The 15357-nt window shown below is 73.6% G+C and carries 21 protein-coding genes; 11 read left to right on the top strand and 10 right to left on the bottom strand.

Annotated elements, in window-relative coordinates:
• Nucleotides 1-411 carry a CBS domain-containing protein gene (locus tag QRT03_RS00375; protein WP_286050436.1) on the top strand — a complete coding sequence of 137 codons (411 nt, stop codon included), beginning with the start codon at nt 1-3 and terminating at the stop codon, nt 409-411.
• A 205-nt stretch (nt 412-616) separates the two neighbouring features.
• Nucleotides 617-1183 (top strand): hypothetical protein, encoded by a 567-nt coding sequence (locus QRT03_RS00380; RefSeq protein ID WP_286050437.1) that lies wholly within the window; start codon nt 617-619, stop codon nt 1181-1183.
• 333 nt (nt 1184-1516) lie between these two features.
• Here QRT03_RS00380 and QRT03_RS00385 read toward each other — a convergent pair whose 3' ends face one another.
• Both QRT03_RS00385 and QRT03_RS00390 read right to left on the bottom strand, forming a co-directional pair.
• Nucleotides 1517-2155 carry a zinc ribbon domain-containing protein gene (locus QRT03_RS00385; RefSeq protein WP_286050438.1) on the bottom strand — a complete coding sequence of 213 codons (639 nt, stop codon included), beginning with the start codon at nt 2153-2155 and terminating at the stop codon, nt 1517-1519.
• A gap of 285 nt (nt 2156-2440) precedes the next feature.
• Nucleotides 2441-2842 (bottom strand): DUF3224 domain-containing protein, encoded by a 402-nt coding sequence (locus QRT03_RS00390; protein ID WP_286050439.1) that lies wholly within the window; start codon nt 2840-2842, stop codon nt 2441-2443.
• A 69-nt stretch (nt 2843-2911) separates the two neighbouring features.
• Between QRT03_RS00390 and QRT03_RS00395 the strand changes: the two genes are divergently transcribed.
• Nucleotides 2912-3664 (top strand): SDR family oxidoreductase, encoded by a 753-nt coding sequence (locus QRT03_RS00395; RefSeq protein WP_286050440.1) that lies wholly within the window; start codon nt 2912-2914, stop codon nt 3662-3664.
• Between the two features lie 4 nt (nt 3665-3668).
• A complete protein-coding gene (locus QRT03_RS00400) occupies nt 3669-3962 on the top strand; it encodes a YrhK family protein (RefSeq protein WP_286050442.1) in 294 nt (97 codons plus the stop codon).
• Here the strand turns inward: QRT03_RS00400 and QRT03_RS00405 are convergent.
• Both QRT03_RS00405 and QRT03_RS00410 read right to left on the bottom strand, forming a co-directional pair.
• Nucleotides 3959-5698, bottom strand: a complete 1740-nt coding sequence (locus tag QRT03_RS00405) for a LamG-like jellyroll fold domain-containing protein (protein ID WP_286050444.1) — start codon at nt 5696-5698, stop codon at nt 3959-3961. The genes QRT03_RS00400 and QRT03_RS00405 overlap by 4 nt on opposite strands.
• A 42-nt stretch (nt 5699-5740) precedes the next feature.
• Nucleotides 5741-6421 carry a hypothetical protein gene (locus QRT03_RS00410; RefSeq protein ID WP_286050445.1) on the bottom strand — a complete coding sequence of 227 codons (681 nt, stop codon included), beginning with the start codon at nt 6419-6421 and terminating at the stop codon, nt 5741-5743.
• A 194-nt stretch (nt 6422-6615) separates the two neighbouring features.
• On the opposite strand from QRT03_RS00410, the gene QRT03_RS00415 reads away from it, so the two are divergent.
• From QRT03_RS00415 to QRT03_RS00430, 4 genes are read left to right on the top strand one after another with little or no spacing between them, the layout of a single operon-like run.
• Nucleotides 6616-6792, top strand: a complete 177-nt coding sequence (locus tag QRT03_RS00415; RefSeq protein WP_286050447.1) for a hypothetical protein — start codon at nt 6616-6618, stop codon at nt 6790-6792.
• Nucleotides 6789-8192: an FMN-binding glutamate synthase family protein gene (locus tag QRT03_RS00420; protein ID WP_286050448.1), complete on the top strand. Its 1404-nt coding sequence runs from the start codon at nt 6789-6791 to the stop codon at nt 8190-8192. The genes QRT03_RS00415 and QRT03_RS00420 overlap by 4 nt, the downstream gene beginning before the upstream one ends.
• 16 nt (nt 8193-8208) lie before the next feature.
• Complete coding sequence (locus QRT03_RS00425) at nt 8209-8439, top strand: type II toxin-antitoxin system CcdA family antitoxin (protein ID WP_286050449.1); 231 nt, start codon at nt 8209-8211, stop codon at nt 8437-8439.
• Nucleotides 8436-8873, top strand: a complete 438-nt coding sequence (locus tag QRT03_RS00430) for a type II toxin-antitoxin system VapC family toxin (protein ID WP_286050450.1) — start codon at nt 8436-8438, stop codon at nt 8871-8873. Before QRT03_RS00425 ends, QRT03_RS00430 begins: the two co-directional genes overlap by 4 nt.
• 111 nt (nt 8874-8984) lie before the next feature.
• Here the strand turns inward: QRT03_RS00430 and QRT03_RS00435 are convergent, their stop codons facing one another.
• The 6 genes from QRT03_RS00435 to QRT03_RS00460 form a co-directional block, all read right to left on the bottom strand.
• On the bottom strand, nt 8985-9317 hold the full coding sequence (locus tag QRT03_RS00435; RefSeq protein ID WP_286050451.1) for a VOC family protein: 333 nt from the start codon (nt 9315-9317) through the stop codon (nt 8985-8987).
• 10 nt (nt 9318-9327) lie between these two features.
• The gene (locus QRT03_RS00440) at nt 9328-10299 is read right to left on the bottom strand and encodes an ERCC4 domain-containing protein (RefSeq protein WP_286050452.1); all 972 of its coding nucleotides are present in this window, start codon (nt 10297-10299) and stop codon (nt 9328-9330) included.
• An 18-nt stretch (nt 10300-10317) separates the two neighbouring features.
• A complete protein-coding gene (locus QRT03_RS00445) occupies nt 10318-10830 on the bottom strand; it encodes a TIGR03086 family metal-binding protein (protein ID WP_286050453.1) in 513 nt (170 codons plus the stop codon).
• Between the two features lie 37 nt (nt 10831-10867).
• Nucleotides 10868-11353, bottom strand: a complete 486-nt coding sequence (locus tag QRT03_RS00450; RefSeq protein WP_286050454.1) for a L,D-transpeptidase — start codon at nt 11351-11353, stop codon at nt 10868-10870.
• Between the two features lie 85 nt (nt 11354-11438).
• Nucleotides 11439-12782: a serine hydrolase domain-containing protein gene (locus QRT03_RS00455; protein WP_286052006.1), complete on the bottom strand. Its 1344-nt coding sequence runs from the start codon at nt 12780-12782 to the stop codon at nt 11439-11441.
• A gap of 19 nt (nt 12783-12801) precedes the next feature.
• Nucleotides 12802-13053, bottom strand: a complete 252-nt coding sequence (locus QRT03_RS00460) for a DUF2795 domain-containing protein (protein ID WP_286050455.1) — start codon at nt 13051-13053, stop codon at nt 12802-12804.
• 59 nt (nt 13054-13112) lie between these two features.
• Here QRT03_RS00460 and QRT03_RS00465 point away from each other — a divergent pair, with 59 nt between their 5' ends.
• From QRT03_RS00465 to QRT03_RS00475, 3 genes are read left to right on the top strand one after another with little or no spacing between them, the layout of a single operon-like run.
• Nucleotides 13113-14066, top strand: coding sequence for a TIGR03557 family F420-dependent LLM class oxidoreductase (locus tag QRT03_RS00465; RefSeq protein WP_286050456.1), 954 nt, complete (start codon nt 13113-13115; stop codon nt 14064-14066).
• A 15-nt stretch (nt 14067-14081) separates the two neighbouring features.
• Nucleotides 14082-14675, top strand: coding sequence for a class I SAM-dependent methyltransferase (locus tag QRT03_RS00470; RefSeq protein WP_286052007.1), 594 nt, complete (start codon nt 14082-14084; stop codon nt 14673-14675).
• A 43-nt stretch (nt 14676-14718) separates the two neighbouring features.
• Nucleotides 14719-15357 carry an NAD(P)-dependent oxidoreductase gene (locus tag QRT03_RS00475; RefSeq protein WP_286050457.1) on the top strand — a complete coding sequence of 213 codons (639 nt, stop codon included), beginning with the start codon at nt 14719-14721 and terminating at the stop codon, nt 15355-15357.

Here is a 15357-nt window from a genome sequence, read left to right on the forward strand (position 1 = left end):
ATGGCCACCGTCAGCGACGCCCACCTGCGGACACCCAAGGTCCACGGACCCGACGTGTCCGCAGGTGCGGCGCGGGCGTTCTTCCTCGACGGGCACGTGCACGCGCTGCTGCTGGTCTCCGCCGCGGGCGTGCTCGTGTCCGTCGTGGAGCGCGGCGACCTCGAGGGTGTTCCCGACGCTGCCCGGGCCCGCTCGGTGGGGCGGCTCGCCGGCCGGGTCGCCGGTCCCGGCGACGACCTCGAGGAGACCCGGCAGGCGATGGCGACCCGCGCACAGCGGCGGCTCGCGGTCGTCGACCGTGACGGCGTGCTGCTCGGCCTGCTGTGCCTCAAGCGGCACGGTCGGGGCTTCTGCTCCGCGGCCGACGTCGCCGCCCGCGACGCGGAGCGTGCCGCGAACCAGGTCGGGTGACTCCGACCTCGGTCACCCTGTGCGATCACGTGTCGGATTCCTCCCCGTGTGGCTCCCCCGCCAGGAGGAGATCAGGACTCTCGACCGCAGGAGTTGCCGCCACGGGGCGAACCCGCGGCGCCTCCGCTCGTTGAGGGTCTGCATCCGACGGCGTGACCTCCAACGCGCCGTCCGCTCCCCGCACGACTCTGCTGGAGGTCCGTCCGTGTCCCTCTCCCCCCGCGCCCGCGCGCTGTCGATCGGCGTGCTCGTGGCCGCCGCGGCGTCCCCGGCCACGGCGTTCGCCGCTCCGGCGCCCGCCGCGCAGCCCGCGCCCGCCGCTGCACCGGCGGCCGCTCAGCCCGCTGCTGCGCAGCCGGCCGCTGCTCAGCCCGCTGCCGCGCAGCCGACCGCCGCCCAGCCCGCGACCACCGCTCAGCCCGCCACCGCGCAGCCGGCCACCGCGCAGCCCACCGCGGCGCAGCCCGCTGCCACCGCGCAGCCCGCCACCGCGCAGCCCGCGGCTGCGCAGCCCGCGGCCGCGCAGCCCGCCGCGCAGCCCGCGCCGGAGCCGGGTCTCGTGGGCTCCCTGCTCGGCTCCGCCCCGGCGGCCCCGGCGCAGGCGTCGCCCGCTCAGGCGACGCCGACCACGAAGTCGTCGGACGCCGCGAAGAAGTCCGCCGACAAGAAGTCGGACGAGAAGTCCGAGGGCAAGCACGCCAAGAAGGACGGCGAGAAGAAGGACGCGAAGAAGGACGGCTCCGCCGCCATCCTCAGCGGCTTCACCTTCTAGGCCTCCGCACCACCTCGACGCCGGTCCTCCTCCCGGGGAGGGCCGGCGTCGTGGTGTGTCCGGCGATGATCAACGAGCACGTGCGGTCGTCGACGTCGCGGTCGGATCGCCCAGGGTGCTCGTTCGTCGTGCCGCCCCGCTCCCGCGTCGACGATGGCTCCCCACTGGCACTGGACGCGTGCAGGTCGCCATTCATCTGCTGACGGGTGATCCGGGGTCGTGGGGCGACGCGATTCGTGCGTCAGCCATGCATCGACGATGGCGCCCTGCTCGCACGGCATGCGTGCAGGTCGCCATCGTCAGGAGATCGGTGATTCGGAGCCGTCCGCGTCGTCAGGACCGGGGCACGGTGGTGCCGGACGGGCCACCGGTGTGCGAGAGCTTCTTCGCGAGGCAGTCGTCGGCGGCGAAGCCCTGGGCGTCGCACCAGGCGTTGGCCGCGTCCGCCGTCGCGAAGGACTGCGGGTACACGACGACCCAGTAGTCGTCGCCCTGGAAGACCGGCCAGTCGCCGGACCACAGCAGGGCCGCCGACGGGTAGCGGGCGGCCAGCGACGAGAAGTGGGACAGGATCGCGTCGTCGTCGTAGGTGATGCCGTCGGCGACGGTGCCGTCGTGCTTGGCGGAGAGCTGCGGGACCCACGTCCCGACGAGGCCGTTCACCGTCGACCGGTCCGCCTCCACGTAGCCCTGCAGGGTCGCGGCGGCCGCGGACCCGGAGTCGTACGAGGGGGACGACGACCCGCTCGAGGTCTCCGACGCCACTGGGACCCCGACGGTCACGGTCGGCGCCGCGACGGGGGTCGGGACGGCGACGGTGGTGGTCGCCGCGGGGCGCAGGGTCGCGAGGACCCCGATCGCGACGAGCAGCAGGGCGACGGCCACGGCGATCCCGGCGACGATCCACGGGGCGTTCGAGCGGCGCGGCAGCGGGGCCACCGGCGCCATCCCGGCCGCCATGGAGACCGGCATCGGACGCATCGGAGGCGCCGGGCGGAACACGGGCGCGGGCGTCGGCGCAGGAGCCAGAGGTGCCGGGCGGCCGGCGCCCGCCATCGCGGGCACGCGCGGGGCCATCGGCTGCCGCGCGCCACAGCTCACGCAGAAGTGCAGGTCCGGCACCAGCGAGGCTCCACAGCGGCAGCGCGGCATCACGATCATCCCCCGACGACCTGGCCGGGCACCTCCCGGCCGTTCACCGTCTGGATCGGTACGGCAGCACCGTCGTTACGACCGCCACTCGATCGGGTGATGCGTTCAGTCCAGCTCGTAGTCGAAGGCGATGCGGTGCGTGCCGTCGGCGTCCACCCCGAGGGAGCCGCCGCCCCGGATCCCCGTGAGCTCGCCGGTCCCGCTGCCCGCGACGACGTGGAAGAACTCGTCGCTGCGGTCGGCCCCCGACGTCGCGGCCGAGTGCACGTACGCGAACGTGCCCGAGCGCCCGTCGAGGGAGCCCTCGAACGCCTCCATCGCGAGGTAGGTCCCGACCTCGCCGCCGTACGCCGCGGTGAACAGCGTCGCGGACCGCCCGGTCACCCCGCCCGTGTAGGTCTTCTCCATCCGCGCCAGGCCGATCGGCAGGGCGGTCTCGATCGCCGGGGCGAGGGTGACGTCGACGGGTTCGAACGAGGCGACCTCGAAGGTGCCGGTGCTGCGCATGCGACCGATGCTGGCCCCGCGACCCGTCGTCCGGATTGAAGAATCGCGACCCCGTGCCAGGGTGGCGCCATGGTCAGCCACACCGAGCCCGGGATCGCCGTCGTCACCGGGGCCGGCTCCGGTCTCGGGCGGGTCATCACGCGGGCCCTGCTCGACGACGGGTGGCGGGTCGCCCTCGCCGGGCGACGGGAGGAGGCGCTGGTCGAGACGGTCGAGGGCCGGGAGCACGCGCTCGTGGTCCCCACCGACGTCGCCGACGCCCTGGCGGTCTCCGGGCTCTTCCGGGCGGTGCTGGACGCCTGGGGCCGCCTGGACCTGCTCGTCAACAACGCCGGTATGACGGGGCCGGTCGGGCCTCCCGACGAGGTGGACGTGGCGGGCTGGGAGTCGACGGTCGGGGTGAACCTCACCGGCTCGTTCCTCTGCGCGCGGGAGGCGTTCGGGATCATGCGCGCCCAGGACCCGCAGGGTGGCCGCATCGTCAACAACGGGTCGATCGCGGCACACGTGGGCCGCCCGGGCGGGATCGCGTACACCGCGACCAAGCACGGCATCACCGGCCTGACCCGCTCGATCGCCCTGGACGGCCGGCCCTTCGGGATCGCGTGCGGGCAGTTCGACGTCGGCAACGCCGCGACCGACATGACCGCCCGGATGCGCGAGGGGATCGTGCAGCCGAACGGCGAGCGGATGGTGGAGCCGACCTTCGACGCCGAGCACGTCGCTGATGCGGTGCGCTACATGGTCGGGCTGCCGCTCGACGCGAACGTCCCGTTCCTCACCGTGATGGCGACGACGATGCCCTACCTCGGACGGGGATGACGCCATGACGACGGGTCCGGGTCCCATCACGATCCACATCGGCCACGACGAGCTGGTGATCCGACGGCGCTACGAGGTCGTCTCGATCCTCAACGACATCCTCGTGGCGCTGTGGTTCCTCGTCGGGAGCTTCCTGTTCTTCTCCGAGGCGACGACCTACGCGGGCACCTGGTGCTTCGTCGCCGGCTCGTTCGAGCTCCTGATCCGCCCGTTGATCCGGTTGAGCCGGCGGGTGCACCTCACCCGCATCACCGGGTCGGACTCGTCGTCGACCGTGGACACCACACAGGACTTCTAGGTACCGGCCGCGTACATCGCCGCGATCCGCGCGGCGGGCAGGGCGTCGGTGTAGACGGCGGCGTCGTAGAGGCTCCCGGCCCAGTAGTCGGTGGTGGGTCGGGACGGCCAGCCCGCGAGGGTGTCCCAGCCCGCACGCCAGTAGCCCCCGAGCTGCAGCGACCCGGAGGTCACGGCGGAGTTGGCCGCGACCTGGGCCCCGTCGAGCGACAACGTCATCCCCGCCGGCGAGAGCGTGGCGACCGCGAGGTGCCAGGCCCCGTCGTTGTAGGCCTTCGTGCTCGTGACGGTCATCGGGGTGTTCAGGGCGGGCTGGGCGCCGAAGACGACCCGGCCGGCGTCGGTCATGTAGAGGTGGCGGTCGGTGCTCAGGGACGCGCCGGTGCGGGCGGTGCTGAAGCCGAGCATGCGCCCGCCCGTCGTCGTGGTGGTGCGGAACCAGACGGCGACCGAGAAGGTGTTGCGGGCCGCGGTGGCGAGGACCGCGCTCGGGGTGACGTACGACGGGGTGGTCGCGGTCGGGGCCAGCGTCACCGCGCGGGCCGGGGTGTCGCGCGGGCAGGGCTTGGCCGTCGTCGTCGTGAAGCCCCCGGTGTAGGTGCCGGTGCGACCGTTGCCGGAGGCGTCCCGAGCAGTGGCACCGGACGTGACGGTCGCGTCGTCGAGGGGCCAGACCTGGAAGTCGGCGCTCCCGTCGGTGAACGCGGACGTGCAGGTGAAGTAGGCCGCGGAGGCGGCCGTGTTCGCCGAGTTGGTCACCCGCGCCGTGAAGGACGCGGTGGTGGTGGCCGTGACGAGGGTGAGCGCGACGACGAGGCCGGCGACGACGGTGGTGCCCACCAGCGGGGGCCGGTACGACCGCGGGGCCGCGACCACGGGGATCGGCGTCGTGGGCGGGTCGTCGGGGCCGTCGTCGGGCCCGTCGTCGACCACCAGGGGGTGCCGCCACGCAGCGAGCAGGCCGTAGAGCATCGGGGTCAGCCAGAACGCCACCATGAGGACCCACAGCCACCACGGCATGTGCACGCCGCTGGTGATCACGGTGCCCTTCTCGCCCTCCGGCACCTGGGTGGTGAGCACGCCGACCTGGCCGTCGACGAGGTCGAGCTCCCCGCCGGTCGCGGCGGTGACCCGGATCGGGAGCAGCCCGGTCGAGACGAGGGTGATGTGCGAGCCGGCCGCGTCGGAGGTGGTCGCGAGGGTCACGACGCCGACGAACGGCTTCAGCACCGTGGTCGCGGCCGCGATCAGCCCGGAGAACCCGAGCACCCGCAGCGGCACCCCCCACCGGCGCGGCACCCACAGCCGCGTCACCCACCACAGCAGCAGACCGCCGCTGACCAGCAGAGGGAGCGCCTCGAGCAACCACCCCAGGCCCGGGGCGACGACGACGGCGACGCCCACGAGGTCGGAGGGGCGCGCCGTCCAGGGGTCCTCGGCGCCGTTGATGTCGCCGCGGGTGCGGAAGCTCCCGTCCGGTGCGACGGCGACGACGCGGTGGGTGACGGTCAGCGGGTGGTTCGCCACCGGCGGGCGGTAGGTCACGACGTCGCCGACCGCCACCGAGGGCGCGGGGCGGGTGAGCACGAGCGTGCCCACCGGCGCCGCCGTGCCCATCGACGGGGTGGAGACCACCTGCCACCGGCCCCCGGTCGCGAACCACGACCCCACGCCGATCAGCCCGGCGACCACCACGAGCGCTGCGAGCAGCGCCACCGCACGCCCCCCGAGGCGCATGGCGGGAACTCCTCTCCGAGGTCGGTCGCCGGACGGCGGGGATCAGGAGGACAGGGACCAGGTGATCGGCTGCGAGGCCTGCAGACCCTGGTAGGTGTTGCCTGCCGAGCTGTCGATGTAGGTCGTGAAGGTGAACGGCACGGTCGAACCGGAGTTGACCGCCGGGATCAGTGCCGCGGGCAGGGTCACCGTGGTGTTCGCGAGAGCGGCGGCGGTGGTGTCGGCCTGGACCACGGTGGCGCCGCTGACGACCTTGACGTGCAGCTTCGAGCAGAAGTCCGTGGCCGACCCGTTCGCGGCGCCGTTGTTCGACTGGGTGCAGGCGCCGAAGGCCATCGTGAACGCGCTCGCCGCGACCGTGCCGGTGTTCTTGAAGTTCACGGTGGTCGTGACGGTGTTCGTGGTGCCGGTCGCGTTCGACGGGATCATCGTCGTGCTGCCGCCGTACTTGTTGAACGTCGTGCAGGTGGCGTAGGCGTTGTCGCTGATCCCGCCCGCGCCGTCGGTGCTGTTGCAGGCGGCGGTGCCGGTCGCCCCGGTCTCCTGCAGGACGAGCGAGCCGGTGGCCGCGGTGTCGTTGCTGTTGGTGATGGAGGCGACGAACGCCGACAGGGTGTTCGTCATCGCCAGCGACATGAAGACCGCGCCGACGAGGCCGGCGGCGACGATGAGCGCGATGAAGCGACGCTGCCCTCGGGAGGCGGCGGAGGGGTGCTGGGCCACGGCGGGAGACCTTTCGAGCAGGAGGAGGGACGACGCTCGGCGATCCGCCGCGCTGGCCTGTCAATAGGCCGAACGGTGCTCTCCGTTAGCTCGTTCACCGCATCGTGTGAGGGCTGCTCCGGCGTGGCGGAGCGCCTGCGGTGGGAGGAGGTCTCGCCGCGCGGGACCCGCGGTACCGGTCCTACCGTGCTCGCGTGCTGGCGTTCCTCATCCTGGGCCTGCTGGTGGTGCTCGGGGCCCTGACGGTCCTCGCGGCGGCGGTCGGCTCCGCGGCGTGGTGGGTACTGCTCGGGGTCCTCGCCCTGCTGCTGGTGCTGGGCATCGTCGACGTGCTGCAGACCCGGCACTCGATCCGCGCAACTACCCGGTGATCGGGCACCTGCGGTTCCTCATGGAGACGATCCGCCCGGAGCTGCAGCAGTACTTCATCGAGCGCAACGTCGACGGCCGGCCCTTCGACCGCGACACCCGCTCGCTCGTCTACCAGCGCGGCAAGGGCGTCCTCGCGGAGAAGCCGTTCGGGACCGAGCTCGACGTGAACGCCGTCGGCTACGAGTACCTCGTGCACTCGGCGTGCCCGGCCGACGAGCCGGACCGGCCGCACACCGTGCGCGTCGGCGGCCCGGACTGCACGCAGCCCTACGACATGGCCCTGCTCAACGTGTCCGCGATGAGCTTCGGGTCGCTCTCGGCGAACGCGGTACTGGCGATGAACGGCGGGGCGGCGCTCGGCGGGTTCGCCCAGGACACCGGGGAGGGCGGGCTCGCCCGCTACCACCTCGAGCGCGGCGGGGACCTGATCTGGGAACTCGGCAGCGGGTACTTCGGGGCCCGTCGTCCCGACGGCGGGTTCGACGCGGTCCAGTTCGCCGACAAGGCCTCCCACGACGCGGTGAAGTGCGTGTCGGTGAAGCTCTCGCAGGGCGCGAAGCCCGGGATCGGCGGGGTGCTGCCGGGCGCCAAGGTCACGCCGGAGATCGCCGAGGCGCGAGGGGTGCCGGTGGGCGAGACGGTGACCAGCCCGTCCCGGCACTCCGCCTTCTCGACGCCGCGTGAACTGGTGCGATTCGTCGCGCGGATGCGGGAACTCGCGGGCGGCAAGCCCGCGGGGTTCAAGCTGTGCGTGGGCACGCGGGTCGACCTGCTCGCCGTCGTGAAGGCCGTGCTCGACGAGGGCACGGCGCCGGACTTCATCGTCGTCGACGGCGCGGAGGGAGGGACCGGCGCGGCGCCGCTGGAGTACTCCGACCATGTCGGGACGCCGCTGACCGAGGGCCTGATCGCGGTGCACAACGTGCTGGTCGGAGCCGGGTTGCGGGACCGGGTACGGGTCGGGGCGGCGGGCAAGGTCGCGAGCGGCACCGACATCGTCAAGCGCGTGATCCAGGGTGCGGACTACACCAACGCGGCGCGCGCGATGATGATGGCGACCGGCTGCATCCAGGCCCAGCGCTGCCACACCAACCACTGCCCGGTCGGCGTCGCCACCCAGGACCCGAAACGCGCGCGGGCGCTCGTCGTCGAGGACAAGCTGCACCGGGTCCACCGCTACCAGCGGGCGACCGTCGCCGAGGCGACCCGGATGATGGCCTCGCTCGGGGCACGCTGCCCCTCCGAGCTCCACCCGCGGATGCTGCGTCGCCGGGTCTCCCCCACCGACACCCGGTCCTACGCGGAGCTCTACGAGTGGCTCGCGCCCGGTCAGCTGCTGGCCGAGCCGCCGGTGAGCTGGGTCGAGGACTGGGAACGGGCCGACCCGGACCGCTTCTAGTGTGTATCGTGTGTGTATGGCGCGGCTGAACGTCTGGGTTCCTGACGAGCTCGCCGCCCGCGCGCGGGAGGGCGGGCTCAACGTCTCCGCGTTGACCCAGGACGCACTCCGCGCCGAGCTGGCCAAGCGCGCGACGGACCGGTGGCTGGACGGGTTGAAGCAGTCCGGCGCATCGAGGGTCGATTCGTCGGAGGCCCTCAGCGCTCTCGACCGGGCCCGCGACGAGTTCGGCGAGTCCGACGGGTGAGCATCCCGGAGCAGACCGGCGCCGCTGGTCCTGCCGCCTCGGAGACGGTGGTCGTCGACGCCTCGGTCGCGGTCGAACTCCTCGCCGGGACGCCGCTGGCGGTCTCCACCGCCCGTCGGCTGCGCGGCACCGTCATGCACGTGCCCGCGCACTTCGCCGCGGAGGTGCTGTCGGCACTCGGACGCCTCGAGCGGGCCGGGACGTTGCGGGAGGACGAGGTCGCTCTCGCCCTGCGCCGCCTCGCGGAGATGCCCGTGACCGAGCATCCGGTGCCGGGGCTCCTGCCCGGTGCGTGGCAACGGCGTGGGCGGCTCCGCCTCCTCGACGCGCTCTACGTCGAGCTCTCCGAGCAGCTCGACGCCGTGGTGCTGACCACGGATCTCCGCCTCGCCCGGGCCGGTGAGGGTCGGGTCGAGGCGGTCACGGGCGCGTGAGCCTCAGCCGATCCGCTCGGCGAGCATCACGATGATCCCCTCCGGCCCGCGGACGTAGCAGAGCTCGTAGACGTCGGCGTAGTTCTCGAGGTGGCCGACCAGGCCGTACCCCTAGTCGGCGAGACGCGCGACCATCCCGTGGACGTCGTCGACCTCGAAGGCGACGTTCGTGATCCCGAGGGTGTTCGACGGTGCGTGCCCGATCCCGCCCGTGGCCGGCGGGTGCATGTAGTGCTGGAGCTCGAGGCGGCTGTGGCCGTCCGGGGTCTGCACCATGACGACCTCGGAGCGCGCCCCGTCGACCCCGACGACGCGGGCGGCCCACTCACCGTCGATCGTGGCCTTCTCCTGCACCACCTCGAGCCCGAGGTCGACGAAGAACGCGACCATCGCGTCCAGGTCGGCGGCGACGATCGTGACGTGATCCAGGCGGCGGACCGGCATGGCGCGGACCCTAGTGCGCGGCCCGGTACCGCTCCCAGATCTCCGGGCGGAGCCGGCCGCGGTCCGGCACGTCCAGGCCTGCGTCGCGCGCCCAGGCGCGGACCTGTGCGGTCGTGGGCTCCGGCGCCGTGCGGGCGGCGTCGAGCGCGGACTCCGCACCCGGGATGCGCGCGCCGATCACGGCCTCGTCCTGCGCCCACGTCGAGGCGGCGGCCAGGAAGCGGTACGTCCACTCCTCGGCCAGACCGCGGGTCTCGGTGAAGATGATCGGCACGGTCGGGTAGCGCACGGCCAGCTCGGCGATCCCGTCCGCGACGACCGCGGGTCGGACGTACTCCAGGGCGAACACCCGCGAGTACCGCTCCTCCACGACGACGGCGGCCCGCGGCAGGGTGGCGAGCTCGGCCACGGCGTGCCGGAGCGTGGAGTTCGTCAGGCTCGAGACGAGGTCGGACAGCGACTTGCGTTCGACGGCCGCGACGACCCGGCCCTCGACCACGACGCCGTAGTCCCCGCAGCTCAGCGCCTGCTTGCGGACCCGCACCTGCTGGCCGGCGAACCGGTAGGCGTAGCGCTCGTGCGAGTCGACCACGATCTCCAGCTCGCCGTCGGTCCCGGCCGCCCGGGCCGTCGGCGTGCGGACCTGGGGCCGGGCCTGCTTGCGGGTGTTCGGCGACTGCCAGAACACCATCTCCCGCCCACGCGCCCGGGTGTGCACGATCTGGGACCGGCGCTCGGTGCGTCGATCGGCGATGACGTCGATCGCCGCTCCGTTCCGGCCGCACGACACGAGCGGCACCCGCTCCACGATCTCCGGCTCCGCGGGCCAGTCGGCGAGGTCGACCGGGTAGCAGAACAGTGCCTTCGTCCGCGGCCACGTGCCGGACGTCCGGAAGACGAGCCCACCCGCCGTCGGGACCCGGAGCAGGTAGGGGAGCGTCGAGTCCGGGTCCGGGTTCCGGGCGATCAGCAGCTCCGCCACGCCGGGGACGGTAGCGGGTCACATCGCGTCGACCCGCCGACCCGTCGCCGCGACGACCCGGTCGAGCAGCGGTGCGTCGTCGGACAGGGCCGTCGGAGTACCCCACAGCTGCGGCAGCGGAGCACGCGGGACGAAGTCGAGGACGTGCTCGAGGGTCGCCCGGAGCGTGGCGTCGTCGAAGGTGATCGTCCGCCCGGTGGCCTGTGCGAGGTCCCACCCGTGGACGACGACCTCGGTCAACGCGATCCGCCCCCACGTCGCGTTCGGCAGGTCGACGCCGGCCGTGGTCGAGCCCCGCCAGGCCGCCGGGTCGCGCCAGGCGACCGCGAGGCGTTCCAGCGCGACCGGCACCCCGACCCGGGGGTCCGCACGGTCGGTGTCCTCGACGCCGCCCCCGGCGACCAGGTCGAGGTGGACGAGGAGGCCGGCGACGTCGTACTCCGCGCACGGCGTGGGCCGCGTCAGGTCGGCGTCGTCGAGGGTCGCGATGAGCGCACCGGTGGACCGGCACGCGGACGTCAGGTCGATCATGTGGGTAGGACCGCCGACGCCGGCCGGACTCATCGGTCTACTCGACGATCTGCACCTCGTCGCCCGGGTGGAGCGCGTCGAAGAAGGTCCGCGCGTCCTCGTCGTCGAGGTGGATGCACCCCGCCGACGCGCGGCTCAGGCTGCCGCCGTGCAGGGCGCGACCCTGGTCGTCGAAGAACACCGACCACGGCATCGCGGCGTTGCGGACCTCCTTGCTGACGTGGTCGCGGTCCTTGCGCTGGACGTGGAACGTGCCGGTCGGCGTCGGGTTCCGGCGCGAGCCGGTCGTGACGGGCACCGGCCCCTCGGTCACCGTCCCGTCGTCGAGCAGCCACGCGCGGTGCCGGCTCAGGTCGACGCAGACGTCGGCCGAGGCCGCGCACGGCGTCGAGCGGTCCGGTCCGGTGGCCGGCCCGGCGACGGCGGGCTGTGCGACGACGGCGGGCACGGCCACGGCTGCGGCGACCACGGCCGTCGAACGCAGGCCCATCGAGTTCCGGGCTCGGCGATGTCGTGCACCCACGGTGTCTCCCCCCGGGACGCGGTTGGGTTCGCCCGGAGCGTTCCCACGCGACACGCCGCCCACGCATCGCTTCGCCCGGCCGGGGTCAGCCCCACCCGTCGTCGGGAACGCCTCCGGGGATCACGTCGCCCGGCGCGTAGGGCTCGCGGGTGAAGACGAAGCTGCCGAGGTCGAGGTGGCTCAGCGACCCGTCGTCGCGGCGCACGGCCCGCAGCGTCTCCCCCGCGTAGTAGCCGTCGAGGCCGAGCCAGGTGCCGTCCGGGCCGGGCCGGAACCGCGAGGTCCGCGCGCCGCCGCCGAGCCCGCCGATCGTCAGCTCGTCGGCACCGCGGAGGCGCAGGGCGACCGGCGACGCGCCCCAGTACCAGGGGCCGAGGAGCTCCCTGACCTCGGCGTTCACGACGGCCGGTCGCCACGGCTCGGGCAGTCGGGGCTCGCGCTCGGCGACGATGCCGATCAGGTCGCCGACGCAGGCACCGATCGCCGGGCCGGAGGTGGCGTTGGCGAACGCGACCGCCGCGAGGTCCTCGGCGGGGTCGACCCACAGCGTCGCGACGAAGCCCGGCATCGACCCGGTGTGCCCGGCCAGCGCGCGGCCGCCGTGGCGCAGCAGCTGCAGGCCGAGCCCCTGGGAGTGGTCGGCATCGCCGGCCTCCGAGGGCGCCGACGGCCGACGCATCTCCTCGACCGACGCCGCGGACAGGACCCGGTCGTCGCCGTGGAGCAGGAGGTCGCCGAAGCGGGCGAGGTCGGTCGTCGTCGACCAGAGCTGGCCCGCCGGGGCCATCAACCCGGCGTCGTGCGCGGGCTCGGGGTGCAGGAGGTCGGCCCAGGGGTGGACGGCCCACCCCTGCGCGTGCGGAGCGGTCGGTGCGTACGTCGTGCGGGTCATGCCGAGCGGCTCGAGGACCTCACGCGTGGCCGCGGTGAACCAGTCGTGGCCACGCATCCGCCCGACGAGCGCGCCGAGCAGCCCGAACCCGACGTTGGAGTAGTGGTGCCGCCGGCCGGGCGCCCGCAGCGGCGGTTCGGCGACGAGACTGCAGAGGTCGGGGCGGACCGCCCCGTCGGAGCGCTCCCACCACGGCGCACCGGTCTCCGACGGGAGCCCGGAGGAGTGTGCGAGGAGCTGCGCGATCGTCGCGTCCGGTACCGGCGTGTCGGTGAGGTGGTCGCCGAGCCGGTCGTCGAGGTCCAGCCGGCCCTCGTCGCGCAGCCGCATGACCAGGATCGCGACCACGGTCTTGGTGATCGAACCGATGCGGTACTGCGTGTCGTCGGTGGGCGGGGCGCCGTCCACCTCGCCGCGGGCGCCGGTCCAGACGATCTCCCGGCCGCGCAGCACCGCGCCCGCCATCGACGGGGCGCGCCCGCGGGACTGCTCGACGGCGAGGCGGTGGGTCAGGGCGTACGCGGTGGAGTCGAGCAGCACCGCGCCAGTCTGCCGGTCAGTTCGCGGGGCGACCCGTGCCGTCGTCGGTGTCGCCGCGCTCGGCGGGGTGGTCGTTCTCGGTGAGCGACACGGAGGCGACGACCTCGGACGCGCTGCCGTACTCGACCGGCGGGATCGCGCGGATCGCGCGGACCGTCTGCTCGTCACCGGCCTGCTCGGCGGCCACCACGAGCGTGTCGCGGTCGGCCGGGAACGACTGTCCGTTCAGCACGGCGTCGAGGCGGGAACGGGTGGTGGAGGCAGCCATGGGCGCAGGTGCCCGACGCGCGGCGCGTGCACACGTCGTCCTGGTGGGTAGCTCGGCCCATGACCTCCTACGGCTACTTCCTGTCCTGCGAGCAGTACGGGCCGCACGAGCTGATCGACCAGGCCCGGCGGGCCGAGGCGGCCGGCTTCGAGCGCCTGTGGATCTCCGACCACTTCCACCCGTGGAACGACGCCCAGGGCCAGAGTCCCTTCGTGTGGGGCGTCCTCGGCGCGCTGTCGCAGGTGACGTCGCTGCTGGTGACGACCGCGGTGACCGCGCCGATCATGCGCATCCACCCGGCGATCCTCGCCCAGGCCACGGCCACCGCGGCCGTGCAGCTCGAGGGCCGGTTCGTGTTCGGCGTCGGCTCCGGCGAGGCGCTCAACGAGCACGTGCTCGGGGACCCGTGGCCGCCGATCGGCGAGCGGCTGGAGATGCTCGAGGAGGCGATCGGGCTGATCCGACGGATGCACGAGGGCGGCGTGGTGAACCACCGCGGGAAGCACTACCGGGTCACCGACGCGCGCATCTACACGCTCCCCGAGAACCCGGTCCCGATCTACGTCTCCGGGTTCGGCGAGCAGGCCACCGAGCTCGCGGCGCGTATCGGCGACGGGTACTGCGGGGTCGCGCCGGACGCGTCGCTGCTGCGGACCTACCGGGACGCGGGCGGGACGGGGCCGACCCAGGGCGGCACCAAGGTCTGCTGGGGCGACGACCGCGAGGCGATGATCGACCACGCGCACCGGATGTGGCCGAACGACGCCTTCCCGGGCCAGCTCGCCCAGACCCTCCCCCGCCCGTCGGACTTCGAGGACACCGCGCAGCTGCTCTCCCGCGATGAGGTGCCCGGCCTGTTCGCGTGCGGGTCGGACGTCGACGAGCACGTCTCCCAGCTGCGCTCCTACGCCGACGCCGGCTACGACGAGGTGTACGTCCAGCAGATCGGGCCGGACAAGGACGGCTTCTTCGCGGCCTACGAGAAGGAGGTGCTCCCGGCCCTGCGTGGCTAGGGTCGCGGCGTGGGCATGTGGTCGGAGCAGGTGGTCCCGCGGGTCACCGACCTGGCACTGGGGCGGGAGCCGGTGACCCGGCTGCGACGGCGGGCGCTCGCGCCGGCCCGGGGCGTCGTGCTGGACCTCGGCGCCGGGTCCGCCCCGAACCTCCCGCTGATGCCACCCGCCGTCGTGAAGGTGCTGGGGGTGGAGCCGTCGACGACGGCACGGCGGCTGGCCCGGCGGCGGACGGGGCCGTCGCTGGAGTGGGTGGGACTGGACGGAGCGTCGCTGGAGCTGCCCGACGAGGCGGTGGACACCGTCGTCAGCACCTTCACGCTGTGCACGATCCCGGACCTCGACGCGGCACTGCACGAGGCGCGGCGGGTGCTGCGGCCGGACGGGCGGTTCCTGTTCCTCGACCACGGCCTCGCCCCGGACGAGCGGGTGCAGCGGTGGCAGCACCGCCTCACGGGTGTGCAGCAGCGGGTGTTCGCGGGCTGCCACCTGGAGCGCGCGATCGACCGGCGGGTGTCCGCGGCCGGGTTCGTCATCGAGTCGCTGGAGCACGCCGCGATGCCGGGCCCGTCGGTGCTGAACCACCTCTACCTCGGGTGTGCCGCCTGACACGGGACGATTGGGACGGCACCGGGGGAGCCACCCCGTCGTCATGAAGGTCACCGTGTTCGGCGCGACCGGCGGGGTCGGTCGCTTCGTCCTGCACCACCTGCTCGCGGACGAGCACGAGGTGACGGCGTTCGTCCGCTCCCCCGAGAAGCTCGGGGACCTCGAGTACGCCGTCGACGTGGTCTCCGCGGAGCTCTCCGACGCCGACGCGGTGGCACGCGCGACCGAGGACGCGGACGCGGTGATCACGGCCTACGGCCCGCCGATCGACCCGCTCGTCGCGAGCGGCCCGCTCACCGAGGGCACGCGGACGATCGTCAAGGCGATGCACGCGGCCGGGGTGCGCCGGCTGGTGTCCCTCGCGACGGTCAGCGTCCCCGACCCGCGCGACCGGCCGCGGCTGTTCGACCGCCTCGTGCCGATCGGGATCGGGCTGCTCATCCCGGGGGCGCTCGCCGAGGTGCAGGGCATCCACGAGGTCGTCTCGACCTCCGACCTCGACTGGACGGTCGCCCGGATGTTCGCCCCGATCGACGTGCCGGGCGGCAACCCGGTCCGTGCGGGCTTCCTGGGTGTCGACCCGATCGGCGTCGAGATGGCCCGCGCCGACGTGGCCCGGTTCCTCGTCGATCAGCTGACGAGCACCGAGTACGTCGGCGCGGCTCCCGCGATCAGCAACTGA

The sequence above is a fragment of the Actinomycetospora termitidis genome, assembly GCF_030286555.1.
GTDB classification, from domain to species: domain Bacteria; phylum Actinomycetota; class Actinomycetes; order Mycobacteriales; family Pseudonocardiaceae; genus Actinomycetospora; species Actinomycetospora termitidis.

Coding starts and splice junctions, on each gene's coding strand:
- QRT03_RS00405 (WP_286050444.1), bottom strand. CDS start 5,698: ATGCGCCTCGGGGGGCGTGCGGTGGCGCTGCTCGCAGCGCTCGTGGTG.
- QRT03_RS00475 (WP_286050457.1), top strand. CDS start 14,719: ATGAAGGTCACCGTGTTCGGCGCGACCGGCGGGGTCGGTCGCTTCGTC.
- QRT03_RS00465 (WP_286050456.1), top strand. CDS start 13,113: ATGACCTCCTACGGCTACTTCCTGTCCTGCGAGCAGTACGGGCCGCAC.
- QRT03_RS00425 (WP_286050449.1), top strand. CDS start 8,209: ATGGCGCGGCTGAACGTCTGGGTTCCTGACGAGCTCGCCGCCCGCGCG.
- QRT03_RS00375 (WP_286050436.1), top strand. CDS start 1: ATGGCCACCGTCAGCGACGCCCACCTGCGGACACCCAAGGTCCACGGA.
- QRT03_RS00395 (WP_286050440.1), top strand. CDS start 2,912: ATGGTCAGCCACACCGAGCCCGGGATCGCCGTCGTCACCGGGGCCGGC.
- QRT03_RS00445 (WP_286050453.1), bottom strand. CDS start 10,830: ATGATCGACCTGACGTCCGCGTGCCGGTCCACCGGTGCGCTCATCGCG.
- QRT03_RS00470 (WP_286052007.1), top strand. CDS start 14,082: ATGTGGTCGGAGCAGGTGGTCCCGCGGGTCACCGACCTGGCACTGGGG.
- QRT03_RS00385 (WP_286050438.1), bottom strand. CDS start 2,155: ATGCCGGTCTCCATGGCGGCCGGGATGGCGCCGGTGGCCCCGCTGCCG.
- QRT03_RS00460 (WP_286050455.1), bottom strand. CDS start 13,053: ATGGCTGCCTCCACCACCCGTTCCCGCCTCGACGCCGTGCTGAACGGA.
- QRT03_RS00390 (WP_286050439.1), bottom strand. CDS start 2,842: ATGCGCAGCACCGGCACCTTCGAGGTCGCCTCGTTCGAACCCGTCGAC.
- QRT03_RS00400 (WP_286050442.1), top strand. CDS start 3,669: ATGACGACGGGTCCGGGTCCCATCACGATCCACATCGGCCACGACGAG.
- QRT03_RS00435 (WP_286050451.1), bottom strand. CDS start 9,317: ATGCCGGTCCGCCGCCTGGATCACGTCACGATCGTCGCCGCCGACCTG.